The organism is Paracoccus versutus (assembly GCF_029909795.1).
Taxonomy (GTDB): Bacteria; Pseudomonadota; Alphaproteobacteria; order Rhodobacterales; family Rhodobacteraceae; genus Paracoccus; species Paracoccus versutus.
This window is the reverse complement of the sequence record NZ_CP038196.1, coordinates 1,966,564-1,992,504: the sequence shown is the minus strand read 5'-3', so window position 1 is coordinate 1,992,504 and position 25,941 is coordinate 1,966,564. Positions and strand designations below refer to the sequence as shown.

General features: G+C 69.2%; 28 protein-coding genes and 1 tRNA gene. 14 read left to right on the top strand and 15 right to left on the bottom strand.

Features of this window, described 5'->3' with window-relative positions:
* Positions 1–9: 9 nt before the first annotated feature.
* From E3U25_RS09825 to E3U25_RS09815, 3 genes are all read right to left on the bottom strand, one after another.
* Entirely contained in the window at positions 10–1,206 is a 1,197-nt protein-coding gene (locus tag E3U25_RS09825; protein WP_116220514.1) for a Hint domain-containing protein, read from the bottom strand.
* 579 nt (positions 1,207–1,785) lie between these two features.
* Entirely contained in the window at positions 1,786–3,192 is a 1,407-nt protein-coding gene (gene glnA, locus E3U25_RS09820) for a type I glutamate--ammonia ligase (protein WP_116220515.1), read from the bottom strand.
* Between the two features lie 79 nt (positions 3,193–3,271).
* On the bottom strand, positions 3,272–3,610 hold the full coding sequence (locus E3U25_RS09815) for a P-II family nitrogen regulator (RefSeq protein ID WP_036760069.1): 339 nt from the start codon (positions 3,608–3,610) through the stop codon (positions 3,272–3,274).
* A gap of 154 nt (positions 3,611–3,764) precedes the next feature.
* Here E3U25_RS09815 and E3U25_RS09810 point away from each other — a divergent pair, with 154 nt between their 5' ends.
* The 5 genes from E3U25_RS09810 to E3U25_RS09790 all read left to right on the top strand — a co-directional run bounded on the left by E3U25_RS09810 (position 3,765) and on the right by E3U25_RS09790 (position 9,563).
* Positions 3,765–5,468, top strand: coding sequence for an NAD(P)H-hydrate epimerase (locus E3U25_RS09810; RefSeq protein WP_116220516.1), 1,704 nt, complete (start codon positions 3,765–3,767; stop codon positions 5,466–5,468).
* A gap of 48 nt (positions 5,469–5,516) precedes the next feature.
* A tRNA-Leu gene (locus E3U25_RS09805) sits at positions 5,517–5,601 on the top strand.
* Positions 5,602–6,046: 445 nt separating this feature from the next.
* On the top strand, positions 6,047–6,235 hold the full coding sequence (locus tag E3U25_RS09800) for a hypothetical protein (RefSeq protein WP_036760848.1): 189 nt from the start codon (positions 6,047–6,049) through the stop codon (positions 6,233–6,235).
* Positions 6,236–6,734: 499 nt separating this feature from the next.
* Positions 6,735–7,178: a hypothetical protein gene (locus E3U25_RS09795; protein WP_244294832.1), complete on the top strand. Its 444-nt coding sequence runs from the start codon at positions 6,735–6,737 to the stop codon at positions 7,176–7,178.
* Between the two features lie 72 nt (positions 7,179–7,250).
* Entirely contained in the window at positions 7,251–9,563 is a 2,313-nt protein-coding gene (locus tag E3U25_RS09790; protein ID WP_116220517.1) for a Tex family protein, read from the top strand.
* A gap of 15 nt (positions 9,564–9,578) precedes the next feature.
* Here E3U25_RS09790 and E3U25_RS09785 read toward each other — a convergent pair whose 3' ends face one another.
* Positions 9,579–10,577, bottom strand: coding sequence for a LacI family DNA-binding transcriptional regulator (locus E3U25_RS09785; protein ID WP_244294837.1), 999 nt, complete (start codon positions 10,575–10,577; stop codon positions 9,579–9,581).
* A 158-nt stretch (positions 10,578–10,735) separates the two neighbouring features.
* Here E3U25_RS09785 and E3U25_RS09780 point away from each other — a divergent pair, with 158 nt between their 5' ends.
* From E3U25_RS09780 to E3U25_RS09770, 3 genes are read left to right on the top strand one after another with little or no spacing between them, the layout of a single operon-like run.
* Complete coding sequence (locus E3U25_RS09780) at positions 10,736–12,073, top strand: uracil-xanthine permease family protein (RefSeq protein ID WP_116220519.1); 1,338 nt, start codon at positions 10,736–10,738, stop codon at positions 12,071–12,073.
* Entirely contained in the window at positions 12,073–13,470 is a 1,398-nt protein-coding gene (locus E3U25_RS09775) for an amidohydrolase family protein (protein ID WP_036760855.1), read from the top strand. The genes E3U25_RS09780 and E3U25_RS09775 overlap by 1 nt, the downstream gene beginning before the upstream one ends.
* Entirely contained in the window at positions 13,467–14,177 is a 711-nt protein-coding gene (locus E3U25_RS09770) for a sulfite exporter TauE/SafE family protein (protein ID WP_114537603.1), read from the top strand. The genes E3U25_RS09775 and E3U25_RS09770 overlap by 4 nt, the downstream gene beginning before the upstream one ends.
* A gap of 11 nt (positions 14,178–14,188) precedes the next feature.
* Here the strand turns inward: E3U25_RS09770 and ku are convergent, their stop codons facing one another.
* The 4 genes from ku to E3U25_RS09750 form a co-directional block, all read right to left on the bottom strand.
* Positions 14,189–15,025 carry a non-homologous end joining protein Ku gene (gene ku, locus E3U25_RS09765; protein ID WP_116220520.1) on the bottom strand — a complete coding sequence of 279 codons (837 nt, stop codon included), beginning with the start codon at positions 15,023–15,025 and terminating at the stop codon, positions 14,189–14,191.
* A 75-nt stretch (positions 15,026–15,100) separates the two neighbouring features.
* Positions 15,101–15,553: a DUF421 domain-containing protein gene (locus E3U25_RS09760; protein WP_114537601.1), complete on the bottom strand. Its 453-nt coding sequence runs from the start codon at positions 15,551–15,553 to the stop codon at positions 15,101–15,103.
* Between the two features lie 10 nt (positions 15,554–15,563).
* The gene (locus E3U25_RS09755) at positions 15,564–16,085 is read right to left on the bottom strand and encodes a hypothetical protein (RefSeq protein WP_116220521.1); all 522 of its coding nucleotides are present in this window, start codon (positions 16,083–16,085) and stop codon (positions 15,564–15,566) included.
* A 70-nt stretch (positions 16,086–16,155) separates the two neighbouring features.
* A complete protein-coding gene (locus E3U25_RS09750) occupies positions 16,156–17,064 on the bottom strand; it encodes a photosystem reaction center protein H (protein WP_116220522.1) in 909 nt (302 codons plus the stop codon).
* Between the two features lie 154 nt (positions 17,065–17,218).
* Between E3U25_RS09750 and E3U25_RS09745 the strand changes: the two genes are divergently transcribed.
* The 3 genes from E3U25_RS09745 to E3U25_RS09735 all read left to right on the top strand — a co-directional run bounded on the left by E3U25_RS09745 (position 17,219) and on the right by E3U25_RS09735 (position 18,044).
* A complete protein-coding gene (locus E3U25_RS09745) occupies positions 17,219–17,515 on the top strand; it encodes a PRC-barrel domain-containing protein (RefSeq protein WP_072462495.1) in 297 nt (98 codons plus the stop codon).
* A gap of 66 nt (positions 17,516–17,581) precedes the next feature.
* On the top strand, positions 17,582–17,788 hold the full coding sequence (locus E3U25_RS09740) for a hypothetical protein (RefSeq protein ID WP_036761175.1): 207 nt from the start codon (positions 17,582–17,584) through the stop codon (positions 17,786–17,788).
* Positions 17,789–17,849: 61 nt separating this feature from the next.
* Positions 17,850–18,044 carry a DUF3008 family protein gene (locus E3U25_RS09735; protein ID WP_116220523.1) on the top strand — a complete coding sequence of 65 codons (195 nt, stop codon included), beginning with the start codon at positions 17,850–17,852 and terminating at the stop codon, positions 18,042–18,044.
* 77 nt (positions 18,045–18,121) lie between these two features.
* Here E3U25_RS09735 and E3U25_RS09730 read toward each other — a convergent pair whose 3' ends face one another.
* The 3 genes from E3U25_RS09730 to E3U25_RS09720 are packed head-to-tail and all read right to left on the bottom strand — an operon-like array spanning position 18,122 to position 19,940.
* Entirely contained in the window at positions 18,122–18,358 is a 237-nt protein-coding gene (locus E3U25_RS09730; protein ID WP_116220524.1) for a hypothetical protein, read from the bottom strand.
* Between the two features lie 14 nt (positions 18,359–18,372).
* A complete protein-coding gene (locus E3U25_RS09725) occupies positions 18,373–19,230 on the bottom strand; it encodes a glucose 1-dehydrogenase (RefSeq protein WP_116220525.1) in 858 nt (285 codons plus the stop codon).
* The gene (locus tag E3U25_RS09720) at positions 19,227–19,940 is read right to left on the bottom strand and encodes a hypothetical protein (RefSeq protein ID WP_244294840.1); all 714 of its coding nucleotides are present in this window, start codon (positions 19,938–19,940) and stop codon (positions 19,227–19,229) included. Before E3U25_RS09720 ends, E3U25_RS09725 begins: the two co-directional genes overlap by 4 nt.
* Positions 19,941–20,060: 120 nt before the next feature.
* On the opposite strand from E3U25_RS09720, the gene E3U25_RS09715 reads away from it, so the two are divergent.
* The gene (locus tag E3U25_RS09715) at positions 20,061–20,558 is read left to right on the top strand and encodes a YciE/YciF ferroxidase family protein (protein WP_072462498.1); all 498 of its coding nucleotides are present in this window, start codon (positions 20,061–20,063) and stop codon (positions 20,556–20,558) included.
* Between the two features lie 409 nt (positions 20,559–20,967).
* Positions 20,968–21,132 (top strand): hypothetical protein, encoded by a 165-nt coding sequence (locus E3U25_RS09710; RefSeq protein WP_157034111.1) that lies wholly within the window; start codon positions 20,968–20,970, stop codon positions 21,130–21,132.
* A 424-nt stretch (positions 21,133–21,556) separates the two neighbouring features.
* On the opposite strand, the gene E3U25_RS09705 is transcribed toward E3U25_RS09710, so the two are convergent.
* The 3 genes from E3U25_RS09705 to E3U25_RS09695 all read right to left on the bottom strand — a co-directional run bounded on the left by E3U25_RS09705 (position 21,557) and on the right by E3U25_RS09695 (position 23,946).
* Entirely contained in the window at positions 21,557–22,414 is an 858-nt protein-coding gene (locus tag E3U25_RS09705) for a hypothetical protein (protein ID WP_166435373.1), read from the bottom strand.
* Between the two features lie 328 nt (positions 22,415–22,742).
* A complete protein-coding gene (locus E3U25_RS09700; RefSeq protein ID WP_116220527.1) occupies positions 22,743–23,186 on the bottom strand; it encodes a hypothetical protein in 444 nt (147 codons plus the stop codon).
* 148 nt (positions 23,187–23,334) lie between these two features.
* Complete coding sequence (locus E3U25_RS09695) at positions 23,335–23,946, bottom strand: cysteine hydrolase family protein (protein WP_116220528.1); 612 nt, start codon at positions 23,944–23,946, stop codon at positions 23,335–23,337.
* Positions 23,947–24,261: 315 nt separating this feature from the next.
* Between E3U25_RS09695 and E3U25_RS09690 the strand changes: the two genes are divergently transcribed.
* Positions 24,262–25,356: a sensor histidine kinase gene (locus tag E3U25_RS09690; RefSeq protein ID WP_116221646.1), complete on the top strand. Its 1,095-nt coding sequence runs from the start codon at positions 24,262–24,264 to the stop codon at positions 25,354–25,356.
* A 16-nt stretch (positions 25,357–25,372) separates the two neighbouring features.
* On the opposite strand, the gene E3U25_RS09685 is transcribed toward E3U25_RS09690, so the two are convergent.
* On the bottom strand, positions 25,373–25,870 hold the full coding sequence (locus E3U25_RS09685; RefSeq protein ID WP_116220529.1) for a superoxide dismutase family protein: 498 nt from the start codon (positions 25,868–25,870) through the stop codon (positions 25,373–25,375).
* Positions 25,871–25,941 lie beyond the last annotated feature (71 nt).

The window sequence follows — 25,941 nt, the reverse complement described above, 5'->3', positions numbered from 1 at the left end:
GTTGCCGATTCAGGCCAGGACGACGAGCGGCTGGCCGTTCTTCGAGTGGCGATGCGCCAGCTTGCGCGCCTTGCGCCCCGAGGCCAGCATCCGCGCCCCCGCGGGGGCATGGGTGCGCTGGGTCAGTTCGGGGAAGATGGCGAGGATTTCCTCGACCGCCGTGGCGGGCAGGGCGGCAAGGGCCTGCGGGCCCAGATACAGCGACTCGGTCGCGGTGCCGTTGGCCCGGACCACCTCGTGCTGGTCGAAGAGGATATGGACATATTCCACCTCGGCCAGGTCCGTGGCCAGATCGACGCCCTCGATCTGCAAAAGCTGCTTGGCGGCGACCAGGATCTCGTCGGTGCCGAACATCCGCAGGGCGACGCGCGAGCGCAGCAGGATCCGGTGCTGCGGCGAGACGACCAGGTCCGCCGAGGGCATGTCCGGCCCCAGCGCCCCGGCCCTGATGCGGACGGGCGTCAGCCGGGCGCCATGGGTGGCAAGCCGATGCGCGGCAAAGCGGCGGCGCCCGATCCAGCGGACCGGCTGGGGGCCGTGGTCGGCCGTCAGCACCAGGTCGCCGACCGACAGGCTTTCGACCGGAACCGGGCCCTGGGGCGTGTCGATCAGCGTACCGGCGGTGAAGCAGGGAAAGACGTCGTCGTCGTCAAGGACCAGCGTGCCGGCGGGATTGTAGGCGACGTTGACGACGATGGTGTCGAGAAGATTCTGCACCGCCGCAAGAACGTCGCCGGTCAACGAACCGCCAAGGTCCGAGATGTTCACATCCGCCAGGGTGAGCGGTAGTCCAGCGACGGTGCCGGTGATCTTGACGCTGATATGGTCCTCGGTCAGGGGCTGGTCGGTGACGAAATAGGTGTCTTCGCCCTTCACGACGAAAGAGCCGCCGATCGGGTTGACCTGGACCGTCAGCGAGGCCAGCTCGATGCCGAGGAGCTTGACGGTCAGTCCCACGGCCGCCGTGGACAGCGTGCCGGTGCCGGCGAAGGTGCCGCCCGACAGCTGCGGATCGCCCTCGCCATCCACCAGCGAGACGTCGTCGCCGCGGGACAGCGTGGTGCCGTGGGGTTCGTCCACGTCGTACTGGGTGAACTGGGTGGAGCCGCTGAGTTCGTTCAGCAGAAGATTGTTCCCCAGAACCAGGACCGGGGTCTCGGCCTCCAGGTCGATGGTCGCGTCGGGTATTTTGGTGAAATAAGGCATTCTAAGATCCTGTAGCAGGCAGGGCTGCGCCCATGCCGTAGGCTGGAAACCAGCCATCCGCCGACCCCAGAGGACGGATGACCGCACGTCTTGCAACCAAAACGCCATGCGTCTGGCACAGGATCACTGTAGCCGGTTTCGCGTTCGGGTTTCCATCCATTTTGCAGACAAATTGAACTAATTACGGATTGCCCCCGGTGCAGGGCGCCGAATGTTCCGGCATCTGCGGTCGATCAGCCGGGCCAGCCCCCGGCCCGCCCTTATCGACAAGCGCTGCAGGGACGGGCTGGCGCGCGGAAATCGGGCGATAAGTCCGGCCCTTGGGTGGCTTGGCTTCGCCGTGATGCGGATCTGCCGCGCAATCCTTTCGGAAGCAACGGCGCGCCGCGCGGTCGCGGCCCTGGGCTCCAGCAAGACGTTGCCGTGCGGAGGCGATCGTGGCTCTGGCCCGCCCCCGCCTTTGGAATCTGCGGGGTTCCAGAGCCTGCCGACCCGCGGCGCCGGATTGCCGGTTTCCTGGATCGGGAAATGAAAAAGCCGCCCCGAAGGGCGGCTTTCCGGTTCGTTCCGGGCTGCGGCTCAGCAGCTGTAATACATCGCATATTCGATGGGATGGGGGGTATGCTCATAGGCATAGACCTCTTCCCATTTCAGCTTGATGTAGCCTTCCAATTGGTCGCGGGTGAAGACGTCGCCGGCCAGCAGGAAGTCCATGTCCTTCTCCAGCTCCTCCAGCGCCTCGCGCAGGCTGCCGCAGACGGTCGGGATCTCGGCCAGCTCTTCCGGCGGCAGGTCGTAGAGATCCTTGTCCGAGGCCGGGCCGGGGTCGATCTTGTTCTTGATGCCGTCAAGGCCGGCCATCAGCAGCGCCGCAAAGGCCAGGTAGGGGTTGGCCGCCGGGTCGGGGAAGCGGGCCTCGACGCGCTTGGCCTTGGGCGACTCGGTCCACGGAATGCGCACGCAGCCCGAGCGGTTGCGGGCGGAATAGGCGCGCAGCACCGGGGCCTCGAAGCCGGGGATCAGCCGCTTGTAGCTGTTGGTCGCGGGGTTGGTCAGCGCATTCAGCGCCTTGGCGTGCTTGAGCACCCCGCCGATGAACCACAGCGCCTCTTGCGACAGGTCGGCATATTTGTCGCCGGCAAACAGCGGCTTGCCGTCCTTCCAGATCGACATGTTCACGTGCATCCCGGAGCCATTGTCGCCCTTCATCGGCTTGGGCATGAAGGTCGCGGTCTTGCCATAGGCGGCGGCGACGTTGTGGATGACGTATTTGTATTTCTGGATGTTGTCGGCCTGCTCGACCAGCCCGCCGAAGATCATCCCCAGCTCGTGCTGGGCGGTGGCGACCTCGTGGTGGTGCTTGTCGACCTTGATGCCCATGCGCTTCATGGTCGACAGCATCTCGCCGCGGATGTCCTGGGCGGCGTCGATCGGGTTCACCGGGAAATAGCCGCCCTTGTGGGCCGCGCGATGGGCGAGGTTGCCGTCCTCGTAGACGGTGTCGGTGTTCCAGGCGGCATCGACCGAGTCGAGTTCGAACGAGACCTTCTGCGGCGTGACCGAATAGCGCACGTCGTCGAACAGGAAGAACTCGGCCTCGGGGCCGAAATAGGCCGCATCGCCGATTCCGCTGGATTTCAGATAGGCCTCGGCCTTCAGCGCGGTGCCGCGCGGGTCGCGGGCATAGGGCTCGCCCGTGTCGGGCTCGACCACGTTGCAATGCACGCAGAGGGTCTTTTCGGCATAGAACGGGTCGATATAGGCCGAGGAGGCGTCCGGCATCAGCTTCATGTCGGACTGGTCGATGGACTTCCAGCCGGCGATCGAGGAGCCGTCGAACATGAAGCCTTCCTCGAAGAAGTCCTCGTCCACCAGGTCGGCGACCAGCGTCACGTGCTGCAACTTGCCCTTGGGATCGGTGAAGCGGACGTCGACATATTCGACCTCTTCCGTCTTCATCAGATCCAGAACGTCCTTGACTGTCATTGGGATCCTTCCTCCATCAGTCTGCCCGGCGCCGCCGCGGGGCTGGGGTCATCGGTTTCTTGTTGCGGGTCGGGCGGGATCAGACCGCGTCGTCGCCGGTCTCGCCGGTGCGGATGCGGATGGCCTGTTCGACCGGGATGATGAAGATCTTGCCGTCGCCGATCTTCTCGGTGCGCGCGGCCGAGATGATGGCGTCGACGGCGGCCTCGACCAGGTCGTCGGGCAGCACCATCTCGATCTTCACCTTGGGCAGGAAGTCCACGACATATTCCGCGCCGCGATAAAGCTCGGTATGGCCCTTCTGCCGGCCAAAGCCCTTGACCTCGGTGACCGAGAGGCCCTGGACGCCGACTTCCTGAAGTGCCTCTTTCACATCGTCCAGTTTGAAGGGCTTGATGATGGCTTCGACTTTCTTCATCGCCTGATCCTTCTCTCGCGACTTGCCTGCGACCTGATTGGCGGGTTTGATGATGCGGGTAAATGGGGCAGGGCCAGGATCATGCGGCCGATCGCATTTGCCCGGCCGATATGCGTATATTTCGTGCAGAACGATGATAATTTAGGCAGTCACCATGTTTCATGGCACCGAAATCCTGACGACCGCTCAAATGCGCGCCATCGAATCTGCCGCGATGGCCAGCGGCCGGGTCACGGGCGCAGAGTTGATGGAGCGTGCCGGCTGCGCCGTCGCCGGGCAGATCCGGCTGCGCTGGCCCAAGGCGGGCCTGGCGGTGGTGCTGTGCGGGCCGGGCAACAACGGCGGCGACGGCTATGTGGTCGCGCGGCACCTGCACCGGGCGGGCTGGCAGCTGCGGGTGCTGGGCATGGACAATGCCGCCGGCGCGGATGCGGCCCGGATGAAGGCCGAATGGCGGGCGTCGGGCCCGATCCTGCCCCTGACCGAGGATGCCCTGCGCGAGGGCCCCGATGCGGATGTCTATGTGGACGCGATCTTCGGCACCGGCCTGACCCGCGCGCCCGAGGGCGAGATCGCCGCGATCCTGGATCATCTGGGCGGCTCGGGCGGCGATTGGGCGTTCTTCCGCGAACGGCTGGTGGCGGTGGACTGCCCCAGCGGATTGTGCCTCGACAGCGGCGCCTTTCCCGGCCGGCCGCGCGAGCCCGGCGATTTCGACCTGCGCGCCCGGCTGACCGTCGCCTTCGACAGCCCCAAGCCTGGGCATCTGCTGGAACGCGGGCCGGAATGCTGCGGCGAGCTGGTCGTCGCCGACATCGGCCTGCGGCATTGGAGAGAGCGCAACATCGACGGCCGCGGGTTCCGGCCCGCCCGGCTGACCGGCATCTGGCCCCCGTTCGATATTCCCGACGCGCGGTCTGGCACGGTGCTGGCCGACCGGCTTGCCAAGCGGTCGTCCTCGCATCCCCACAAGTTCAGCCACGGCCATGCGCTGGTCGTTGCCGGCGGGCCGGGCAGGGGTGGGGCGGGGCGCCTGTCGGCCCGCGCCGCCCTGCGCATCGGCGCGGGCCTGGTGACGCTTGCGCCGCCGGCCGAGGCCCTGCCGGCCCATGCCGGCCCGCCCGATGCGCTGATGCGCCGGGGAATCGACGATCCGGCCGGGCTGCAGGACATGCTGGCGGACCGCCGGATCAACGCGCTCTGCATCGGTCCCGGCTGCGGGGTCGAGCGCGCGGCGGCGCTGCTGCCCGCGATCCTGGGCGCGGGGCGGGCGGCGGTGCTGGATGCCGATGCGCTGACCGTCCTGTCCCGCGACCCCGGCCTGATGGCGGTGCTGCACGAGAACTGCGTGCTTACCCCCCATGCGGGCGAGTTCGGGCGCGTCTTTCCCGATCTTGCCGCGCGCCTTGACCATCCGCCTGCGCCTGCCGGCATCGGCGATGCCCAGGCGTCCGATCCGGCGCGGATGGCGCGGTTCCTGGCGGAACATGCGGCCTATCGCGAGGAATTGGCAAAAATGCGCGGCCCGCTTTATTCGCGGCTCGACGGCGCCCGCGACGCGGCCGCGCGCTGCGGCGCCGTCGTGCTGCTGAAGGGCCCCGACACGGTGATCGCCGCCCCCGACGGGCGGGCTTGCATCCATTCCGCCTTCGACGTGCCCTGGCTGGCGACGGCGGGCGCGGGCGACGTGCTGGCGGGGATCATCGCCGGCCTTCTGGCCCGCGGCCTGCCGGGGCTGGAGGCGGCGGCAACCGGCGCCCGGCTTCATGCCGAGGCGGCGCGTCGCTTCGGTCCCGGTCTGATCGCCGACGATCTGCCCGAGGCGCTGCCCGCCGTGCTGCGTGGGATGGGAGTCTGAAATTACCCCTCGCATGTGGGCGGTGGCTTTGCTAGACAGCGCGCCATTGCGGGTGTGGCGAAATTGGCAGACGCACCAGATTTAGGTTCTGGCGCCGCAAGGCGTGGGGGTTCAAGTCCCTCCACCCGCACCATTTTGAAAGCAGACGATAATCCGCCTGCGATCGCAATGGTGCCGGCCCTTGGCTCAAGGCGTTTCGGCACATTTTCGGCGCGGTCATGTTCGGTTCCCGGCGGCGTTGCGCCGCCTTTGGCTTGCGCTTTCGGTCGGCCTGGGACCGGAACTTCCAGACCAGGGCGGGCGTCTTGTGCCCGGTGAGGGGCTGAATACACCCTAGCTTCGGCATATCGCCCGCCGTGGATCACCAGCCGGCCGGCGTCATCCAGGGCGCCGATCTTCTCGCGCATGTCCTCTACAGCCCGCTTCCCAAGCGGGCCCATGTGGCGGCTGATCCGGGGGCGTTCCTTGCGATGGGCGCGCAGCCGGGCCGGATTCTTCCTTGGCCAGTTTGATCCCCGTCAAAGCGCGTCGTGGCCGGATGTGCCCTACAGGGCATGGTAACTGGTCTGGGGGTGGAAATGACCCGTCTTTTCATGCTTCTGTTGTCCATCAGCCTGACGACGCTCGCCGGGATCGGCGTGATCATCGTCCTGGCGATGGGATTTTACGATCTGCGCGCCATCCTTCTGGCTGCCGCCGGGGGTGCGATCATCGCCTTGCCCATCACCTGGTATGTCGCCGGGAAGCTGAAGGACAGCATGGGCTAGCAAGCGCCGGGCGCCAGCCCGCAGGGCAGGCAATCAGCCGCGGGGCTGGTCTGCCCGTCAAGCCGCCAGCGCATCCGCGCAGGCGGCAGCCGTGCTTTTTTCCGGCATATCCAAGGCCCAAAAGCCGAAAGGAACGGTCCTGCCCATTTGCGGCGGGGCTTTCCTGCTTTGTTGATTCCCGCGCGGGGGCTGCCCCGGCGGGCCGGCCGCAAGCGCGGGTCGGCCGAAGCCGCCGGCCCCGGATGACCCGGCGGCAAGGAAAGACAGGGCCCCGCGAATCCATCGCAACCTGGGGGTGTTCGCCGCCGCCGCGCAGGGCGCTCATTAAAATCAAGCAAAAACAACATATTGACGTGCCGCTGTTAAGAAATTGTTAACCTGTCTTAAAGGGCAACTGGCCTAAACCGAACAGATCGTTTTAATTGTAAGTCATTGCGTGATCTCTATTGTTGGTTGGTGAGTGATGTTGGTGAATGGCAAGGCCACGCATGCCGCTGGCATGCATTATACCCCTGGCGACAACGGTTGCCTGAGCTTTCTTCAGGTTCCGGGAATCGGGGTCGGCAGCCGAAGCTTCTCGGGCTCGGTGGCGGACTGGTGCGAGCAGGGGTTCTCGATCTGCGAAAGCTACCTGATCGAGGCGCAGACCCTTTCCATCGAAGGCGATCCCTCGGGGTTCGTCGCCATGGCCGAGGCGCAGTTCGACGACGAGCTGGCCGACGAGGTGCTGCTGCACGCCAATGCCCTGCTGAGGGGCATGGCCTTCCGCCGGCTGGGCGGGCGGCTGCAACTGGTCGAAACCGGCGACGAGCCCCTGGGCCTAAACTGGACCGCCATCGCGAACCTGTGGTGCGCGATGGAGACGACCAAGGGCGACATGCGCCTGCCGCGCCTTGAGCCGCAGTTCGAAAAGCGGATGCGCGCGGCGATGCGCCTGTCCTGAACGGGACGGCGGCGCCGGGACGCTTGGATCGGCGGCCGGTTTTGTCTAAGACGGCGTTCCAGTCAGCAGAGGATGCCGCCCGTGGACGCGACCGACCGCATTGCCCGCACCATCGCCGCCGAGATCAGCGCCAGCCCCGCCCAGGTGGCGGCGGCGACCGGCCTCTTGGACGGGGGGGCGACGGTTCCCTTCGTCGCGCGCTATCGCAAGGAGGTCACGGGCGGGCTGGACGACACGCAGCTGCGCACGCTGGCCGAACGGCTGGCCTATCTGCGCGAACTCGAGGCGCGACGGGCGGCGATCCTGGATACGATCCGCGGCCAGGGCAAGCTGACCGAGGATCTGGCCCGCGCCATCGCCGGGGCCGAGACCAAGGCCACGCTGGAAGACATCTATCTGCCCTTCAAGCCCAAGCGCCGCACCAAGGCGATGATCGCGCGCGAAAACGGGCTGGAGCCGCTGCTGCGCGCCATCCAGGAGAACCGCAGCCCCGAGCCCGAGGCGCTGGCGGCGGGCTATCTGACCGAGGCGGTGCCGGATGTGAAATCGGCGCTGGACGGGGCGCGCGACATCCTGGTCGAGGAACTGTCCGAGAATGCGGCGCTGCTGGGCCGGCTGCGCGAATTCATGCAGGCCGAGGCGATCATTTCCGCCAAGGTGGTGCCGGGCAAGGAGCAGGTCGGCGCCAAGTTCAGCGATTATTTCGACCAGTCCGAGAAATGGGCCGCGATCCCGGCGCATCGGGCGCTGGCGATCCTGCGCGGCGCCAAGGAAGAGGTGCTGACCATCGAGATCGCGCCCGAGCCGGAAACCGGCGCGGCGCGGGCCGAGGGCATTGTCGCCTCGGCGCTGGGTCGGCTGGGCGACCAGCCGGGCGACAGGTGGCTGCGCAAGGTGGCGGGCTGGTGCTGGCGGGTGCGGCTGTCGAACACGATGTATATCGACCTGCTGACCGAATTGCGCACCCGCGCCCATGCCGAGGCGATCCGGGTCTTTGCCCGCAACCTGCGCGACCTGCTGCTGGCCTCGCCCGCCGGGCCGCGCGCGACCATCGGCCTGGACCCCGGCATCCGCACCGGGGTCAAGCTGGCCGCGGTGGACGGCACCGGCAAGCTGGTCGAGACGGCGACGCTCTATCCCTTCCCGCCGAAATCCGACCTGCGCGGGGCGGAAGCCGCGCTGGCCGCCGCCATCACCCGCCACAAGATCGAGCTGATCGCCATCGGCAATGGCACCGCCAGCCGCGAGACCGAGCGTTTCGTGGCCGAGGTGCTGAAACGCCTGCCCGAGGGGGTGAAGCAGCCGGTGAAGGTGATCGTGTCCGAGGCCGGCGCCTCGGTCTATTCGGCCTCGGAACTGGCGGCCAAGGAGTTCCCCGGCCTCGACGTGTCGCTGCGCGGTGCGGTGTCCATCGCCCGGCGCTTGCAGGATCCGTTGGCCGAGCTGGTCAAGGTGCCGCCCGAATCCATCGGCGTCGGCCAGTATCAGCATGACGTGGACCAGCGGCAGCTGGCGAAAACGCTGGAGGCGGTGGTCGAGGATGCGGTGAACGCGGTGGGGGTGGACCTGAACACCGCCTCGGCGCCGCTCTTGGCGCATGTCGCCGGGCTGGGGCCGTCGCTGGCGCAGAACATCGTCGCGCATCGCGATGCCTCGGGCGCCTTCCGCTCGCGCGCGGCCTTGAAGAAGGTGACGGGGCTTGGCCCGCGCGCCTTCGAGCAATGCGCGGGCTTCCTGCGCATCCGCGAGGGCGACGAGCCGCTGGACGCCTCGGCCGTCCATCCCGAGGCTTACGGCGTCGCCCGCCGGATCGTCGCCGCCTGCGGCCGCGACATCCGCCAGATCATGGGCAATGGCGCGGCGCTGAAGGACATCCGGGCGGAAGCCTTTGTCGATGAGCATTTCGGCCTGCCCACCATCCGCGACATCCTGTCGGAACTGGAAAAGCCCGGCCGCGACCCGCGCCCGAGCTTCGTCACGGCAAGCTTTGCCGAAGGGGTCGAGGATATCAAGGATCTGCGCCCCGGCATGGCCCTGGAGGGCACGGTGACGAATGTGGCGGCCTTCGGCGCCTTCGTCGACATCGGCGTGCATCAGGACGGGCTGGTGCATATCAGCCAGCTGGCCGACCGTTTCGTGAAGGATCCGAACGAGGTGGTGAAGGTCGGCGACGTGGTCAAGGTGCGCGTGACCGAGGTGGACGTGGCCCGCAAGCGCATCGGCCTGACCATGCGCAAGGACGGCGGCGCCAGCGCCAGGGATGCGCAGAAGGAGCGCGGCCCCAAGGCCCAGCCGGCGCGCGGTCCGAAATCCGCCGCCCCCGCCGGCAAGGAACAGCCGGGCGCCCTGGGCGCGGCGCTGCTGAACGCGCTGCGCAAGAACTGAGCGGGCCGGCCGTCCTCAGTCCGAGACCGAGGATCGCCGGGGGACCAGTTCCGGCAGGTCCGCATCGACCGTGCGGCCGGTCCCCTCGATCCGGTCCAGCAGCAGGTGGACCGCCTGCTCGGCGATCGCCGGAAGATGCAGGTCCAGGGCGGTCAGCGGCGGATCGGACAGCTTCGCCCGCAGCCCGTCATAGCGGGTGGCGATGCGCAATTGCCGGGGCATCGCCAGCCCCAGCTCATGCGCCGCGCGCACCGCGCCGCTGGCAAAGGCGTCGATGGCGGCGAATATCCCGTCGATCGAGGGGTCCGCGCGCAGCAGGCGCAGGGTTTCGCGATAGGCGATCTCCTCGCCCTCTTCCTCGTCCAGGGCGACCAGGGTGGCTTGCTGGCCGCGCCGGGCGACGAAGGCGCGATAGGCCTCAGCGGCCTCGATCTGGCTGGTGCGCGGGGTCGCGCCGACCAGCGCGGCGACATGGCGGCAACCCTGCTGCGCCAGATGGTCCAGCAGCAGCAGCGCGGTTTCCCGCGAGCGGATGTTGACGGCGGGTATGTCGGGCCGGCCCGGCACGGTGCCGATGGAGACGACGGGGATCTTGCGCTGCTCGAACAGGGCGACCAGCGGGTCGTCGCGCATGGGCTCGACCAGGATCACCCCGTCGAAGGCGACCGAGCCCTGGCTGCGGATCGCCGGATGCGGCGGGATCAGGCACAGCGCCAGCTGGCGGGTCAATGCCGACATCGCGGCCGAGGCTGCGATCTCCATCAGGAAGCCCAGCCGCGACGGCCCGGCGGCAATGGCGAAGGGCATCGAGGAGGCCAGCGCGATGGTGCCGCTGCGGCCGCTGCGCAGCGCCCGCGCCATGCTGCTGGGGTGATAGCCGATCTCCTCGGCGATGGCGTGGATGCGCTTGCGGGTCTCGGGGTCGACGTGGCGGCGGCCGCTGAAGGCATGGGAAACGGTCGTGACCGACACCCCCGCGGCCCTGGCCAGATCCGATATGGTGGGCTTGCGCAATGCGTCCTCATTCGCCGCTTTTCGCGGCAAGGCTAGCAGCATCGCCGCACCGGAGGCAACAAAACGATTTGCACGAATCGCGCCGCGTGGTATTTCGGGGGTAAGCAAAACGATTTGCATAAATGTAAACGCCGCTTCAACAACAGGGAAACGCCACGATGGCCAATGCAAAGACGCTTACGCCGCCCGATCCGGTGGACCGGGTTCTGCCGCCGAGGGATCTGATCCTTTACGGCTTCCAGCACGTGCTGGTGATGGCCGCATCGCCGATAACGGCGGTGTTTCTGGTGGCGCAGACGCTGGGCTTCGACCCGGCGCTGACCGTGTCGATCATCAGCGCCACCTTCCTGGTCTGCGGGCTGGGCTCGATCCTGCAAAGCTTCGGGCCGGCCGGTTTCGGGGCGCGGCTGCCCTTCATCATGGTTCCGGGCGGCGCCCCCATCGCGATCTTCCTGGCCATCGCCAGCCAGACCGACGTGCAGACGGCGGTGGGCGCGGTGCTGATGACCGGAGTGTTCTATTTCCTGGCGCTGCCGGTCTTTCGCCGGTTGCTGCGCTTTTTCCCGCCCATCGTGGTGGGCACCATGCTGCTGCTGGTGGCGGTCAACCTGGTCAAGATCTATGGCGGCACCATCACCGGCAAGCCCGGCAGCGAGGGCTTTGCCGATCCGGTCAATGTCGGGCTGGCGCTGGCGACCATCGCGCTGACGGTGATCTTCTCGCGCGTGTTCACCGGCACGCTCCAGCGCATCTCGGTGATGCTGGGGCTGATCGCGGGAACGCTGCTGGCGGCGGCGCTGGGCCGGCTCGACCTGTCGGGCGTGATGCAGGGACCGCTGGTCGCGGTGCCGCAGCTGTTTCCGTTCGGGATGCCGAAGTTCGACCTGATCGCCTCGCTGCCGCTGATCATCTTCTCGATCATCTCGATGGCCGAGGCGACCGGCCAGACCATCGCCACCGCCGAGATCGTGGACCGCAAGGGCGACGCCCATGCCATCGTGCCGCGCACCATCCGCGGCGATGCGGTGGCCTCGATCCTGGGCGGGCTGTTCGGCACCTCGCTGATCATCACCTCGGGCGAGAACATCGGCATCGTCCGCGCGACCGGGGTGCGCTCGCGCCATGTCACCGCCATGGCGGGGGTGATCCTGGTGCTGATCGCGCTGCTGGCGCCGGTGTCGCGGCTGGCCAGCGTCCTGCCCGGCCCGGTCGTCGGCGGCACGGCCGTCATCGTCTTTTCCATCATCGGCGTGATCGGCATCCATGTGCTGAGCCGCGTCGACCTGCGCGAACATGGCGCGATGTTCACGCTGGCCTCGGGGCTGGCCATGGGGCTGATGCCGATCCTGGTGCCCGGCGTCTACAGCCAGTTCCCGCAATGGTCGCAGATGATCCTGGGCAATGGGCTGGCGATGGGCACGATCACCGCGGCCGTGGTCAACGCCTTCTTCCAGTTCAGCGCCCCCAAACCTGTCGATGCCACGGAGCATGCCTGATGACCGACCTGCGCCAGACCTTTGCCCGAACCGACGAGACGATCGTCGCGCCGGGGCGCCTGCTTCTTGACGGAGGGCCGCAGCGCGACATGGCCGTGCTGCTGCGTGCCGGCCGCTTTGCCGATGTCGGCCAAGCCGCCGCGCTTTGCGCCCGCCATCCCCAGGCGCGGCTGGTCGAACTGCCCGATCACCTGATGATGCCGGGCTTCATCGACACCCACACCCACCTGACGCAATCGCTGGGCAAGTCGCTGGTCTTCGGCGAACCCTCCGAGATCTTTCGCCGCATCTGGGTGCCGCTGGAGGGCAGCCTGGACGAACACATGGTCTACCTGTCCTCGAAGCTGGCGGCGCTGGAATGCCTGCGGGGCGGCTTTACCACGGCGATCGACGCCGGCACGCGCTCGGCCGGCCATATCGGCAAGCTTGCCCTTGCCTCGCGCGAGGTGGGGTTGCGGCTGGTGGTGGCGCAGATCTGCAACGACCTGGGCGGCGCGGCGGTGGTGCCGGATCGCGGCCAGATCCTGCGCAACGCCCAGGCGCACCTGGCCGCCTGCCAGGGCGATCCGCTGATCCATGCCTCGCTGGCCATCTCGATCCCCGAGGTGGCCAGCGACGAGATGCTGCGCGAGGTCTCGGCCATGGCGGCCGAGGCGGGCGTGACCTTCCAGACCCATGTGAACGAGCATCTGGTGGCGGTCGAACGCTCGCTGGTCGCGCATGGCCGCCGGCCGCTGGAGCATCTGGCCCATGTCGGCGCGCTGGGGCCGCAGACCCTGATCGCGCATTCGACGCTGGTCACGCCGTCGGAGCTGAACCTGCTGCGCGATACCGGCACCGCCGTCGCCTACAACCCCGTCGCCTCGGTCTGGAAGGGGAACGCGGTCGCGCCGGCGTTGCAGATGCAGGCGCTTGGCATCCGCTTCGGGCTGGGCACGGACGGCACGCGGGCCGACGGGTTCCGGCTGATGGACGCGGCCGAAAGCATGCAGCGCGTGGCCTATGGGCTGGCCTCGGGCGACAGTTCCTGCGGCGGCGGCTGGCTGTGGCTGGATGCGGCGACGCGGATGGCCGCCGATGCCGGCGGTCTGGCCGGCGTGACCGGCCGCATCGCCAAGGGGCTGGCGGCCGACTTCCTGCTGGTCGACCTGGACCGGCCCGAATTCACCCCCTCGCACGACCTGAGCTGGGAGCTGGTGCGCTATGGCAACCGCGACCAGATCGACGCGGTCTTTACCAATGGCCGGCTGAGGATGGTGCAGGGCTGGCCGGTGGACTGGGACGCGCGCGCCCTGATGGAAGAGATCAGGGATCTGGCCGCGCCGGCCATCGCCGCCGCGCCGATCCAGCGCATCCATCCGACGGCGGACAGCCTGATCGACATGAGGCTGGCGTGACCCTTTCCATCTTTCTGGGCCTGTCGCTGCTGGTCGCCGCATCCGCATTCGTCCAGGGTGCGGTGGGCATCGGCTTTGCCCTGATCATGGCGCCGGTCTTCGGCTTCGTCGATGCCAGCCACCTGCCCGTCACCCTGCTTATCCTGATGCTGCCGCTGAACTTCCTGGTCGCATGGCGCGAGCGGCAGATGATCGACCGGCAGGGCACCGGGTGGATCACCTTCGGCCGCTTCTTCGGGACGTTCCTGGGCATGGCGGTGCTGGTCGCGCTGTCGGTGCGCCAGCTTGAGATCGCCGTCGGCCTGCTGACGGTGCTGGCCGCCGTCGCGGCCCTGCTGGCGCCGCCCTTCGCCCCCAGCCGCTCGGCCTCGCTGGGGGTGGGGCTGTTCACCGGCGTGACCGAGACGGCGACGGGCATCGGCGGCCCGCCGCTGGCGCTGCTATACCAGCACGCCCCCGGCCCGGTGCTGCGCTCGACCGTGGCGACCTGCTTTCTGGTCGGAGAGGCGATCTCGCTGGTCATCCTGCTGGTCGCCGGGCGGATCGGCGGGCAGCAGATCCTGGCGGCGCTGGCGCTGATCCCGGCGGTGCTGGTCGGCAGCCTGCTGTCGCGGCATGTCCATGCCCATGTCAACGGGCCGGCGCTGCGGCTGGCGGTGCTGGTCTTCTCCATCGTCAGCGGCGCGGCGCTGGTCCTGAAGGGTTAGGGCGCGGGGGCTCAGCCGGACTTGCGCCGCGAGCCCGCGCCCGCCGCCTTCCTGCGGGCGGGCGGCTTTTTCCGGGCCAAGCCCGCGCTTTCGCGCAGCGCCGCCATCAGGTCCACGACATTCTCGCGCTTGGGCGCCGGGCGGGGCTTGATCTTGCGGCCCTCCAGCTTGGCGCGGACCAGGTCCGCCAGCGCCGCCTCGTAACGGTCGTCGAAGGCGGCGATGTCGAACGCGCCCATCTTGGTGGCGATGATATGCTTGGCCAGCTCCAGCATCTCGCCCTTGATCTTCACGGCCGAGATGTCGCGGAACGCCTCGCTGGCCGAGCGCACCTCGTAGTCGAAATTCAGCGTCGAGGCGATCATGCCCGGCCCATGCGCGCGGACCAGCACCGTGCGCACGCGGCGAAACAGCACCGCCCGCGCCAGCGCCGCCGCCTGCTTGCGGCGCATGCCTTCGCGGATCAGGGCAAAGGCTTCCTCGGCCGTCCGGTCCGCCGGCGTCAGGTAATAGGGGCGGTCGAAATAGACGTCGTCGATGTCCTTGCAGGCGATGAAACCCGCGACGGCCAGGGTCTTGTCGCTTTCCGGCATGGCCGCGGCGATCTCGTCGGGGTCCAGGACGACGTAGTCGCCCTCGCCGACCTCGTAGCCCTTGACCTGGTCGTCCTTTTCCACCGGCTTGCCGGTGTCGCTGTCGATGAACTGCCGGCGCACCCGGTTCCCGGTCGCCCGGTTCAGCGTGTGAAAGGCGATGCGTTCCGAGGTCGAGGCCGCGGCGTGAAGCGCGACCGGGCAGCTGACCTCGGCGATCTTCAGCATCCCCTTCCAGATCGCCCGCGGTGCCATGGCCTGCCTTCCCGGTGAAATACGACGTCGGCCCAACGTCCCCAGCCTGGCGGCGGTTCCGGCGGCGCGGGCGGCCTATCCCTGGTCCTTGCGGGGGATGATGCTGATCGCGCCGCTGATCTCCAGCACGGCGGCGTCGATCTGTTGCAGGTTGGCCAGGCCATGCTGGACGCGTGCCGCCTCCAGGATGTCGGTGATGCCCATGCGCGAGCGTTCCAGCGCGGCGCGGTCGACCTCGCCCCGGCTCATCAGCACCGTGGGGGTGCCGTCCAGCCAGGTCGCCAGCCGGGTCGAGCGCATCTTGGCAAAGGACAGGATCACGTCGACGGTGACCAGGGTGATCATCAGCACCACCGCGTTCACGATCGAGAAATCGTCGCCCAGCAGCGCCTGCTGCGTGGTCTCGGCGATGATGAGCAGCAGCACGAGGTCGAAGGGCGTGGTCTGCGCCAGCGTCCGGCGTCCCGACAGCCGGGTCATGACCAGCAGCGCCAGATAGATCGCGACGCCTCGGATGACGGAATCCATGGCTTGGCCTTCAGGGCAGGATCAGGATATGGGCGGCGCGGCGTTGCGCGCCGATGGCGATGTCAAGCCGCGTCCAGCCGAAATGCAGCGCCCGCACCTCCAGGACCACCTTGTGCGGCCCCTGCGCCGGCACGGCAAAGCCTTGGCCGCGGCCCGAAAGCGTGGCTTGCGCCGGTTCGGGCTGGATGCGCTCGACCGAGAAGCGGTCGAAGAAATCCTGCCCGATGCGAAAGGAATGCATTGCGGCCGGGCGTTCGAAGGTGATCGAGACCTCGTCGGTGCCCTCCCAGCGGCTGATGCGGGGAAATTCGACCCGCGCGCCGTCCAGGCGCAATTCGCCCTTGTGCAGCGCGCCGCCGCTTCCCGTCAGGCCCAGCAGCGCCAGCAGGCAGACCGCGCCGAAGAGCAGCCAGGCGATGCGCTGGATGCGCCAGAACCGGCGCTGGAAGCGGCGGTCCTCGTCCAGTTGCAGGCCGTCGTCGCGCAGGGAGGGGACGCGCAGGGTGGGGCTGTTGGATCGGGGGTTCGGCATGGCGGTCCTGGCAAGGCGATATGCTGGCGCCCGCAGCCGGGGCCGGCTGCGGGGCCGTGGCTGCCGGCGCTTACTGGGTCACGGGGGCGGGGCCGTCCTCGTCGAACTCGGGCAGGGCTTCGAGCTGCTGGCGGGTCCAGGGCAGATAGATGCGGATGTCGGTATCCTTGCGATAGACCACCAGGTCGCCGACCGGGATGGCGACGCGATGCTCGCCCATGCCCAGGAAGCCGCCCACGTCGATGATGGCATGGCTGATCTCGGCCGATCCCATCGGCTGGGCTTCCCCCTCGGGCGCGGTCTGCACCGGGGGCGTGGTGGCATCGGTGGGGGTGATGGTGCCGGCATCCGAGCCGATCCCCTCGATCCGGTCGCTGTCGCCGCGGTCGGTGCCGCTGGCCACGTTCGAGGAATCGGTGTCGAGGCCCGGTGCGGTGGCCTCGGGGCTGGCCGTGCCGCTTTCGACCGAGGTGTTCGCATCCTCGGTGGCGGGGGCGGTGTCGGTGGTGGTCGTCTCGGTGTCGCCGGTGGCGGCCATGCCGGTCGTGTCGCCGGTGTCGGTGCCCGTCTCGGCCGCGGCGGGCGGCGGGGCGGCGGGCGTGGTTTCGGTGGCGGCATCCGGCACCTCGGTATCGGCACCCGGCGCAGGCATGGTCGTGGCGGCATCGCTGCCTTGCATCGCCGCGCCGGCGTCGCCGCCTTGCAGCGAGGTGGAGCCGTTGGCGAAGACCAGCCCATGCACCTCGCCGATCTCGTCGCCGCTGGCGTCGTAGACGGTGGCGCCCTGCAGGTTCTCGGTGGTCAACACCACCTCGCCTTCGACATAGCCGTCGGGCGGGGTGATGGTGGGCAGGGGCTCGTCGGCGGCGGGCGCGGTTTCCTGACCCATCGGGACGGGCTGGCTTTCGGTCTCCTGGGCCTGGGCGGCGGTCACGCTCAGCGCGGCGGCAAGGGCGGTGGTGACGAACAACTGTTTCATCTCATTCCTCCTCTGGATGCGGGGTTTGCGCAGGGCGGTTGAACCGTGGCCGGCGGCAAATGTTCCCGCCGCAGCCTTCACGGCACCGTTATGGAACAGACCGGCCTTCCGGCAGTTGGGGGTGCCTCAACCGGACAAAGCAGAGGAGGGCCCAATGGACCACAGCACCCATATCCGACTGAACGAAAGCGAGCTGACCGAGGCCGCGCTGACCGGCGCCACCATCTATGGCCCCGGCGACGAAAGGATCGGCCATGTCTCGCATGTCCATGGCGTCGGTAGCGAGGCGGTGGTGGTGATCGACGTCGGCGGCTTCCTGGGCATCGGCTCGAAGCCCGTCGCCGTTCCCGCCCGCGAGCTGGACTTCATGCGCGACGGCAGCAACAGCGTCCACGCCGTCTCGCGCTGGACCAAGGACGAGCTGAAGCAGATGCCCGAGCATCGGGACTGACCCCCGCGGCCGGCCGCGATCCGCTCCGGCCAGCCCTGACCAGCCCCTGACAAGGAGGACTTCGCCATGGGCGAGAAATTCGATCCCAAAGCCGAAAACGAAAAGTTCAACGTCCAGCAAAGGGCGCAGCAGCTGAAGATGGGCAATGCCGATCCGGTGCTGAACCCCAAGCAGATGCAGCGTTCGAACGAACCCAATGCCGGCGGGGAGAACCGCGAGGCGGGCGACCGCAAGGCCCGGCAGAACGACCGCGCCACCAATGGCGGCGAATGACGCCGCGCCCTGGCCGGAACCGGGCGCCTAACCAGGAGGCCTAAGCAGGAGGATCGAGACCATGCCAGCCAAATCCAAGGCGCAGCAGAAGGCGGCCGGCGCGGCGCTGGCCGCCAAGCGCGGCGAGACGAGCAAGGACGAATTGCGCGGCCCCTCGAAGCAGATGCACGATTCGATGAGCGAAAGCGAGCTTGAGGAACTGGCCGCCACCAAGCGCAAGGGCAAGCCCGAACACAAGCCCGAACACAAGGGCTGACCCCGAACACAAGGGTTGAACCGGGGCCGACAGGCGCCGGAAAGGGGGCAGGGACCGCGGTCTCCGCCCCTTTTCGTTCAGTAGTTTCCCGGCGGGTCGCTGGCCGGGAAGGATTCGTCGCTTTGCTCGTCCACGATGTCCCAGTTGCGCGGCGGGTTTTCCATCTGCCGCCGGCCGGCGGGGCGGATCTCGTCCTGGCGCCGGCGGCTGCGGTGGCGGGGCCCGGTAGCGGGCCGGGCCAGCGCATCGCAGGCGCCCTTGAGCGCGAAACCGGCGGCCAGGCCGCAGAGGAACGCAAGATGGCGGTTGTTCATGGTCGACTCCCTTCTCAGATCATCGGTTTGCCGCCGGTGACGGCGATGGTCGCACCCGAGACATAGCTCGACATCGGCTCGGCCAGCATGACATAGGCCGAGGCCAGCTCGACCGGCTGGGCGGGACGCTTCATCGGGTAGTTGGCGCCGAACTCGGCCACCTCCTCGGGCGGCATGCTGGCCGGGATCAGCGGCGTCCAGACCGGGCCGGGCGCCACGGCATTCACCCGGATGCCGCGTTCGGCCAGCATCTGCGCCAGCCCGGTGGTGAAGTTCTGGATCGCGCCCTTGGTCGTGGCATAGGCCAGTAGCTTGGGATTGGGCTTGTCGGCGTTGATCGAGGCGGTGTTGATGATCGCCGAGCCCCTGGGCATATGCGGCACCGCCGCCTTGGTCAGGTAGAAGATCGCGTCGATGTTGACCGCGAAGGTGCGGCGCCATTCCTCGTCCGCGATCTCCTCGATGCCGTCGAACAGCGCCTGGTGCGCGGCGTTGTTGACCAGGATGTCGATGCGGCCGAAGCGCTCGACCACGTCGGCGACGATCTTGCGGCAATGGTCCGGGTCGGCGATGTCGCCGGGGATGGACAGGCAGTCGCGCCCGGCCTCGCGCACCAGATCGGCGGTGCTGGCGGCGTCCCCGCTCTCGTTCAGCCAGGACAGCGCCAGGTCGGCGCCCTCGCGGGCATAGGCGATGGCGACGGCGCGGCCGATGCCGCTGTCGCCGCCGGTGATCAGCGCCACCTTGCCCTCCAGCCGGCCGGCGCCCTTCCAGCTTTCCTCGCCATGGTCGGGGCGCGGATCCATGTTTCGAAAGCTGCCGGGCAGGGATTGCTGCTGTTTCGGAAAGGGCGGCTTGGGATAATCGCTCATCTGTCGGGCCTTTCATCGGGATGGGGGACGCCGGGCTGCTTGTTGCCGTCGCCCTGACGGTTCGGATCCTCGGTGACGGCGCCGGCCGGGTCCATGCGCTGCTGGCGCTGGTCCAGCACATGCGGCGCGGGATGGCGCAGCCGCTCGACGGCCGAGACCGGCGCCTGCGGCGGCTCGGCCGCGCCGGGGACGGGGGGATAACGATCCGGCGCCGGCGATGTTCCCGGCGCGCGCCGGCCGATGGCCCATGCGGCCAGCAATCCCAGCGACAGCCCGACGCCCAGGGCGGCAAGCCCGGCCAGGACGGCCCAGGGCGGCAGCACCAGCCCCCATCCCGGACGCAGCCGGGCGGGCAGCAGGCCATAGTCGATCAGCCCGGCCATGGCGGCGGTGGCCAGCCCCGCCAGCCAGGCCAGCCATGGCCCGCCCCGTGCCGCCCGGCGGACCAGCAGCACCGCCACCCCCGCCCAAAAGAAGCACGAGGCGACATGGATGGCGGTGCCCAGGCCGGTATGGGCCAGGTCCAGGGCGGTGGTCCGGGCGGCCTCGGCCCCGTGCAGCGCATGGGTGGTGGCGTTCAGCGGCATCCAGGGCGGCAGGCCGCGCCCGGCCGAAAGCGCCGCCAGGACCGGGATCGACAGCAGTGCCGCGCCTGCGCCGGCCAGGGGCCATGCCAGGGTGAATCGGGCCATGGGGATGGGACGGGCCATGGGTTTCCTCCTTCTTTGACGGGCAACCAGCGGCCGGGGCGTTTGTTCCTTGGAACATTTTCCGCCGGTTCTGGTTCAGGGCGTCCCGATTGGATTTTTTCAACGCAGGAGACCTGAGAGATGGCCCACAAGGTTCTTGACGACCTGTTCCACGACACGCTGAAGGACATCTATTATGCCGAGCGCCAGATCCTGAAGGCGCTGCCCAAGATGGCGCGGGGCGCGCAGTCCGACCGGCTGCGCAAGGCCTTCGAGAAGCATCGCGAGGAGACCGAGATCCATGTCGAGCGCCTCCAGCAGGTGTTCGAGATCCTGGGGAAGGCGGCGCGCGGCAAGACCTGCCCGGCCATCGACGGCATCATCGAGGAGGGCGAGGAGGTGATGGCCACCTTCAAGGGCGCCCCGGCGCTGGATGCCGGGCTTGTGGCGGCTGCGCAGGCGGTCGAGCATTACGAGATCGCCCGCTACGGCACCCTGCGGCAATGGGCCAAGCAGCTGGGCCTGAAGGAGGCCGCGGCGCTTCTGGGCCAGACGCTGGAAGAGGAATCGGCGACCGACGAGCTGCTGACCGAGATCGCCGAAAGCGAGGCCAACCGCGAGGCGGCCGAACCGGCCTGAGCGCGGGTTCCCGGCTTGCCCCCGTGAGCCGGGGGACTGTCGGGGCTTTTCGGGGCCTGAAGGCGTGCCTCGGTGCCCCGTCGTGGCCCGCAAGCCTTTCCCCGTTTTCGGAAGGGATAGGCCGGGGCCGATTCGCGGTGCGGGCCACGACGACGACCACCATGCCTCCCCGCGCCGCGACGAGGACGGCCGGTGCATTCTCGCGCCGTCATGACGACCATGCGCGCGCCGCGCTAGGAGGCTGGTTCGGTCGCCCCGAGGGTCATGCCGAGGCCGCCTACCACAGCTGGGACCATCACCGGGACGACGACCGGCGCTACGGTTCGCGCCGCGACGATGACGGCCGGTGCATTCTCGCGCTGTCATGACGACGACCGGTGCAGCTATTCGCGCGGCCGCGATGACGACCATGCGCGCGACTGCGCGCCAGGGCGGCTGGTTCGGCCACCCCGAGGGCCATGCCGAGGCCACCCGCCGGGGCTGGGACCACCGCCGGGACGACGATGATCGCCGTTATTCCTCGCACCACGACGAGGACGACGACCGCCGCCATGCCGCGCGCGGGCGGCGCTGAGGCGCGACGGAAAAGGAGGCCGCGCCGGCCCCCCTTTTCGTCCTCCCGGAGAGGATCATGGCCGCACAACACCGAAAAACGCAGGGTAACCGCTGCATCCGCGCCAGGCGACTGGCCGCGGCCGGACCGGCGACAAGGTCGCCTTCCCCGATCCCGCTCCGGCCCCGTTCGGCATCGGTGAGGTGGCCGCGTGCAGCGGCGGAGGGGCCGCTTCGCCGAGCTGAAGGCCGCGTCCCGGCTGCCCCACGATCCGGAGTCGAGGCCGCTGCTGCAGCGGCTGGGCCTCGCCGCGCTCCCGGCCCAGATCCGGCAAAAGCCGCCTATCCTAGCGCCTCCCTTACCAGCGCGTCCGCAAGCGCCGCGTTCCTGGCCCTGCAGCCGGTCGCGCTTTTGCTGGTGCTGCCGGGCCTGCGCCTCCGACCCTTCAGGTCGGGCGCGACATCTTCTGCCGCTGCCAGATCCGTTCGACCAGCGTGACCAGCAGCGCGCCCAGCTCGCGCTCGCGGCCGAGATGCGGCAGAAGCGCCAGCGCCTGTTCCAGCGCATCCTCGACCAGCGCATCCGCCAGCGCCGCGTCCTGCACCAGATAGCGCGCCAGCGCCCGCAGCCGCGGCAGCATATCCGTCACCGTCATCTCGGGCGTGCAGCACAGCCCGGCCCTGTAGATTGCGCTGTGCAGCAGGATGGCCGAGGCGAGCGCCTCGGGGCCCTCGTGGCTTGGCACGCAATGGCCATGCGGGTAGAGGCCCAGGCCGGGCCCAGGCGCCTGGGCGAAGATGACGAAGGGGATGCCGGCGGCCTGCAGGCTCTGCGCCAGCGGCGCCGGGTCGCGCAGGTTCAGCACCGCCGCGTCGACCTGCATCGGTCCGGGCCGGACCAGCGCGGCCACAAGGCTGCCGCTGAAGCGGATCTCCGCCGGCCCGTCACCCTCTCCGTCCCCAGCCCCGTCTCCAGCCCCGTCTCCGGCCCAAGGCGCGGCCAGCCGGTGGCGCGCCAGCATCGGCGGCAGGACCGGCGCGTGAACCGACGCATGGGTTGGCGGGTGGGCCGAAGCATGGGCCGAAGCATGGGTTGGCGCGCAGGATTGCGTATGGGTCCGGGGCGCAGCGTCCACCAGCACCTCGACCGAGGCGCCGGCCTGGCGCAGGTAATCCGCCACCGATCCCGCCCCGGCCGCGCCATCCTCCCACAGCGCCAGCCGCAGCCCGTGCAGGTCGGCGCTGCGGTAGAAATGCCGCACCCCCGCGGGCGAGATGCAGGAAAGGGTTTTCCGGTTCGGCATGACCCGGATCCTCAGGCCCCGGCAGGCGACGAAAGGCGCCTAAACGCCAGCCGCCAGAACCGGAAGACGGCGCTTTCCCCTTCCCGCGATGCCGGGGGCATGTCGGTCTTGCGAGGGAAACGCCCGGTCCCGGTGGGCGGGAGGCTGGCGGGGGTCTTGCGGTTGGGCATCGCGGGGCTTCTCGTGCTGCTTGGGGGTAGGTCGGCCTTGCGAGGGAAACGCGCGGTCCCGGTGGGCGGGAGGCTGGCGAGGGTGTTGCGGTCGGGCATCGCGGGGCTTCCCATGCTGCTTGGGGGCTCGGGCGGCCGGGCGGTGCCGCCCGAGGCGCTCATTGCGACGGCTGGCCGGGATCGGCCGGTGCCGTTCCGGCGGGGGCGCTGTCCGGGGATGCGGCGTCGGCGGGGGCAGTCCCGGCCGGGGCGGTATCGCTCGGCGCGGTCTCGTCGGGCGCGACGTCAGGAGACCCCGCGTCGGCAGGCGCGGCCTCGGGCGTGCTGCTGGTGGGCGCGGTCTCGTCGGCAGCAGGCGCCGCGTCGGCGGGTGTGGTGGCGGGTGCGGTCTCGACCCCGGTGGCGGGGGCGCCCGAGGCGGGGGGGTCGGCGATCTCGTCCACCGGACCCGGCACCTGGCCGGGGATCTCGGGATCGCTGGTCTCGTCGTTGAACCACCAGAGAAACCCCGCCAGCGCGATCAGCACGGCCGCGAGGATGCCGATGATCGGGACGAGGTGGCGGCGTCTTTGCCTTTCCAGGTCGGTGCGGGGTGCGGACATTGCAAAGCTCCTGTGCTGGTGTCGGACAGGCCCTAGACGGGCCCCATTGGCGCGGCCGCCCCGTCGGGCGGCCTTCCGCGGGGTCCCCCTCGGGCGTGCTTGGGGACGGCCATGGAAAGGAAACACCCGCCGCCCCCGGCTTGTTCCCCTAGGCCGCGGCCCAGGCGTCCAGAACCTCGCCCAGCGGTGCGGTCTCGACCTGCTGCGAGAACCGCGTGCGGTAGAGCGTCATCGCCGCGTCATGGCCCTGGTCGGTCGAGGAACAGACCGCATCGCCCACCAGCACCACCCGGTAGCCCAGGTCGACCGCGCCCATCACCGTGCCCAGCACGCAGACGTCGGTCTCGCCGCCGGTGATCACCAGCGTGGTGATCCCGGCGCGGCGCAGCCAGCGGTGCAGCCGCCCGTCGTGCCAGGGCGAATAGACCGGCTTGTCGACCACCCGGGCCGGCGGCACATGCCGCGCCAGCTCGGGCAGCAACTCGAGCCATGTGCGGTCCAGCCGCTCGCGCAGCATCTCGGGCCATTGCGCGTAATAGCGCGCCCAGGCGCCGGGCGCCGCCCCGAGCCGCTCGGGCGGGATGAAGCGGGTGAAGACGGTGTGCTGCGGCCGCGCCTCGACCAGCGTCGCAACCGCCGGCCGAACCTGCTCGATCCACGGCACCGCCCAGGCAGAGCCGGGCCCGAACAGCCGCTGCATGTCGACGCAAAGATGGACCGTCGCCGCCGGAAGGCGGCCGAAGCGAAGGGTTTCTGCCATGGCGCCGGGGTTCTTGATGATCGGGACGTTTCATGCAGAACCGGGCAGCGCCGGAATCGTTCCGCGAATCGTTCCGTGCCAGGGCCTGGGGCGGGCGAATTTTTCCGGGAACATTCCCGCGCCCGGCCGGTTGGGTGGCGCATGATTTCGTGCGCCGGGCCGCGATCGCGGCCGGCACGAGCCGGCGCCGGTCATTTTCCCCCGGCGCCGCGTGCCAGGATGGGAAACCGCCGGACAATGTCCCGCGTTGCGCTATTTTGCGTCGGACGGGGACGGGCATACCGGATGGGGCGGCAGCAGCGCGACGGAGGGGCGATGGACGGATCGGTGCATTTTCTGGATGGCGGCGGCGAGATGGGCAAGGCGATCCGCGACCATGACTGGTCCGGCAACGCGCTTGGCCCGCCCGACGGCTGGCCCTCGGCGCTCAAGATCGCGCTGGGGATGGCGCTGAACTCGAAATTCCCGAAATGCATCGTCTGGGGTCCGGGGCTGATCACCCTGCACAACGACGCCTTTCGCCCGATCCTGGGCAACAAGGGCAATGTGCTGGGCCGGTCCTTCGCCGAGGTCTGGAGCGAGGCCTGGGAGGAGATCGGCCCCATTGCCGAGCGCGCCTATGCCGGCGAGGCGACCTTCATCGAGGATTTTCCGCTGGTCATCGACCGCTACGGCTATCCCGAGCAATGCCATTTCACCTTTTGCTACAGCCCGATCCGCGACGAGAACGGGGTGGTGCGCGGCATGATCGACACGGTGATCGAGACCACCGGCAAGGTCGAGGCCACCCGCCAGCTGCGGCTGGTGAACGGCGAGCTGGGCCACCGGATCAAGAACACGCTGACCGTGGTCTCGGCCATCGTCAACCAGACGCTGCTGAGCCATGACGGCCCCGAGGCGCGCGAGATCCTGCGCCAGCGCATCGGCGCCCTGGCCCAGGCGCAGACGCTGCTGACCGATTCCAGCGCGCTGGATGCCGAAATCGGCCAGGTGGTCCGGCAGGCGCTGACGCCGTTTCGCACCGGGCAGCGGCGCTTCCGCATCGCCGGCCCGCCGGTGCGGCTGTCGGCCAGGCAGGCGCTGACCCTGGCGCTGGCCATCAACGAACTGGCGACCAACGCGCTGAAATACGGCGCGCTGTCGGTCCCGCAGGGCGCGGTGGACCTGGGCTGGACCGGCGGGCGGCCGGGCAGCGACGACCCTTTCCGGCTGCTCTGGGCGGAATCGGGCGGCCCGCCCGTCGCCTCCCATGCCGGCAAGGGCTTCGGCTCGCTCATCATCGAGGAGGCGCTGGCCCAGGACTTCATGGGCGAAAGCGTGATCCGCCACGAGCCCGAGGGCCTGCGCTGCGAATTGCACAGCCGCATGAGCCACCTGGGCGCGGGCGAGGGCGAGGGTGCGCCGGGCTGATCCCGGCGCCGCTGGCCTATTCGATCACCGCGCAGGCCAGCCGGTCGCCGGCGCCGCCGGTGGGCTGGGTCTGGTAGTCGTCGGGACCGGCATGGATCATCAGCGCCCGACCCCTGATCGCATTGTCGCCCTCGGCCAGCGTCACCAGCGGGTTGAAGACCTGCGCCCGCGCGGTGCCCTCGGCATCGACCCAGATGTTGGGCATGTCGCCGGCATGGGGGCCGCCCTCGGCCAGCACGCCATGCGGGGCCTGCGAGGGGTTGAAGTGGCCGCCCGCCGATTCATGGCCGGTGGCGTGGTCGCAGCTGCCGGTTTCGTGGACGTGGAAGGCGACCCATTGGCTGGCCGGCAGCCCGGTCGCCTCGACCTCGATCAGCACGCCGGTCGGCGTCGCCGTCAGCGCCGCGGTTCCGGCCTCTTGCCCCTCGGTGTCAAGGAAAACCGCCTTGGCATCCTGGGCATGGGCCGAAAGCGGCATCAGGGCGAGGCCGAGGGCCAGAAGATATTTGGGCATTGCTGTTTCTCCCAGTGCTGCATGTCGGCGGGGGAACCCCCGGCCCGCGGGCTTTGTTCCCGCGAGCCGGG

What these genes read in the sequence shown, in the direction of transcription:
- E3U25_RS09825 (WP_116220514.1), bottom strand. Translation starts at nt 1,206, where the DNA reads ATGCCTTATTTCACCAAAATACCCGACGCGACCATCGACCTGGAGGCC.
- glnA (WP_116220515.1), bottom strand. Translation starts at nt 3,192, where the DNA reads ATGACAGTCAAGGACGTTCTGGATCTGATGAAGACGGAAGAGGTCGAA.
- E3U25_RS09815 (WP_036760069.1), bottom strand. Translation starts at nt 3,610, where the DNA reads ATGAAGAAAGTCGAAGCCATCATCAAGCCCTTCAAACTGGACGATGTG.
- E3U25_RS09810 (WP_116220516.1), top strand. Translation starts at nt 3,765, where the DNA reads ATGTTTCATGGCACCGAAATCCTGACGACCGCTCAAATGCGCGCCATC.
- E3U25_RS09800 (WP_036760848.1), top strand. Translation starts at nt 6,047, where the DNA reads ATGACCCGTCTTTTCATGCTTCTGTTGTCCATCAGCCTGACGACGCTC.
- E3U25_RS09795 (WP_244294832.1), top strand. Translation starts at nt 6,735, where the DNA reads ATGCATTATACCCCTGGCGACAACGGTTGCCTGAGCTTTCTTCAGGTT.
- E3U25_RS09790 (WP_116220517.1), top strand. Translation starts at nt 7,251, where the DNA reads ATGCCGCCCGTGGACGCGACCGACCGCATTGCCCGCACCATCGCCGCC.
- E3U25_RS09780 (WP_116220519.1), top strand. Translation starts at nt 10,736, where the DNA reads ATGGCCAATGCAAAGACGCTTACGCCGCCCGATCCGGTGGACCGGGTT.
- E3U25_RS09775 (WP_036760855.1), top strand. Translation starts at nt 12,073, where the DNA reads ATGACCGACCTGCGCCAGACCTTTGCCCGAACCGACGAGACGATCGTC.
- ku (WP_116220520.1), bottom strand. Translation starts at nt 15,025, where the DNA reads ATGGCACCGCGGGCGATCTGGAAGGGGATGCTGAAGATCGCCGAGGTC.
- E3U25_RS09760 (WP_114537601.1), bottom strand. Translation starts at nt 15,553, where the DNA reads ATGGATTCCGTCATCCGAGGCGTCGCGATCTATCTGGCGCTGCTGGTC.
- E3U25_RS09755 (WP_116220521.1), bottom strand. Translation starts at nt 16,085, where the DNA reads ATGCCGAACCCCCGATCCAACAGCCCCACCCTGCGCGTCCCCTCCCTG.
- E3U25_RS09750 (WP_116220522.1), bottom strand. Translation starts at nt 17,064, where the DNA reads ATGAAACAGTTGTTCGTCACCACCGCCCTTGCCGCCGCGCTGAGCGTG.
- E3U25_RS09745 (WP_072462495.1), top strand. Translation starts at nt 17,219, where the DNA reads ATGGACCACAGCACCCATATCCGACTGAACGAAAGCGAGCTGACCGAG.
- E3U25_RS09740 (WP_036761175.1), top strand. Translation starts at nt 17,582, where the DNA reads ATGGGCGAGAAATTCGATCCCAAAGCCGAAAACGAAAAGTTCAACGTC.
- E3U25_RS09735 (WP_116220523.1), top strand. Translation starts at nt 17,850, where the DNA reads ATGCCAGCCAAATCCAAGGCGCAGCAGAAGGCGGCCGGCGCGGCGCTG.
- E3U25_RS09730 (WP_116220524.1), bottom strand. Translation starts at nt 18,358, where the DNA reads ATGAACAACCGCCATCTTGCGTTCCTCTGCGGCCTGGCCGCCGGTTTC.
- E3U25_RS09725 (WP_116220525.1), bottom strand. Translation starts at nt 19,230, where the DNA reads ATGAGCGATTATCCCAAGCCGCCCTTTCCGAAACAGCAGCAATCCCTG.
- E3U25_RS09720 (WP_244294840.1), bottom strand. Translation starts at nt 19,940, where the DNA reads ATGGCCCGTCCCATCCCCATGGCCCGATTCACCCTGGCATGGCCCCTG.
- E3U25_RS09715 (WP_072462498.1), top strand. Translation starts at nt 20,061, where the DNA reads ATGGCCCACAAGGTTCTTGACGACCTGTTCCACGACACGCTGAAGGAC.
- E3U25_RS09710 (WP_157034111.1), top strand. Translation starts at nt 20,968, where the DNA reads ATGCGCGCGACTGCGCGCCAGGGCGGCTGGTTCGGCCACCCCGAGGGC.
- E3U25_RS09705 (WP_166435373.1), bottom strand. Translation starts at nt 22,414, where the DNA reads ATGCCGAACCGGAAAACCCTTTCCTGCATCTCGCCCGCGGGGGTGCGG.
- E3U25_RS09700 (WP_116220527.1), bottom strand. Translation starts at nt 23,186, where the DNA reads ATGTCCGCACCCCGCACCGACCTGGAAAGGCAAAGACGCCGCCACCTC.
- E3U25_RS09695 (WP_116220528.1), bottom strand. Translation starts at nt 23,946, where the DNA reads ATGGCAGAAACCCTTCGCTTCGGCCGCCTTCCGGCGGCGACGGTCCAT.
- E3U25_RS09690 (WP_116221646.1), top strand. Translation starts at nt 24,262, where the DNA reads ATGGACGGATCGGTGCATTTTCTGGATGGCGGCGGCGAGATGGGCAAG.
- E3U25_RS09685 (WP_116220529.1), bottom strand. Translation starts at nt 25,870, where the DNA reads ATGCCCAAATATCTTCTGGCCCTCGGCCTCGCCCTGATGCCGCTTTCG.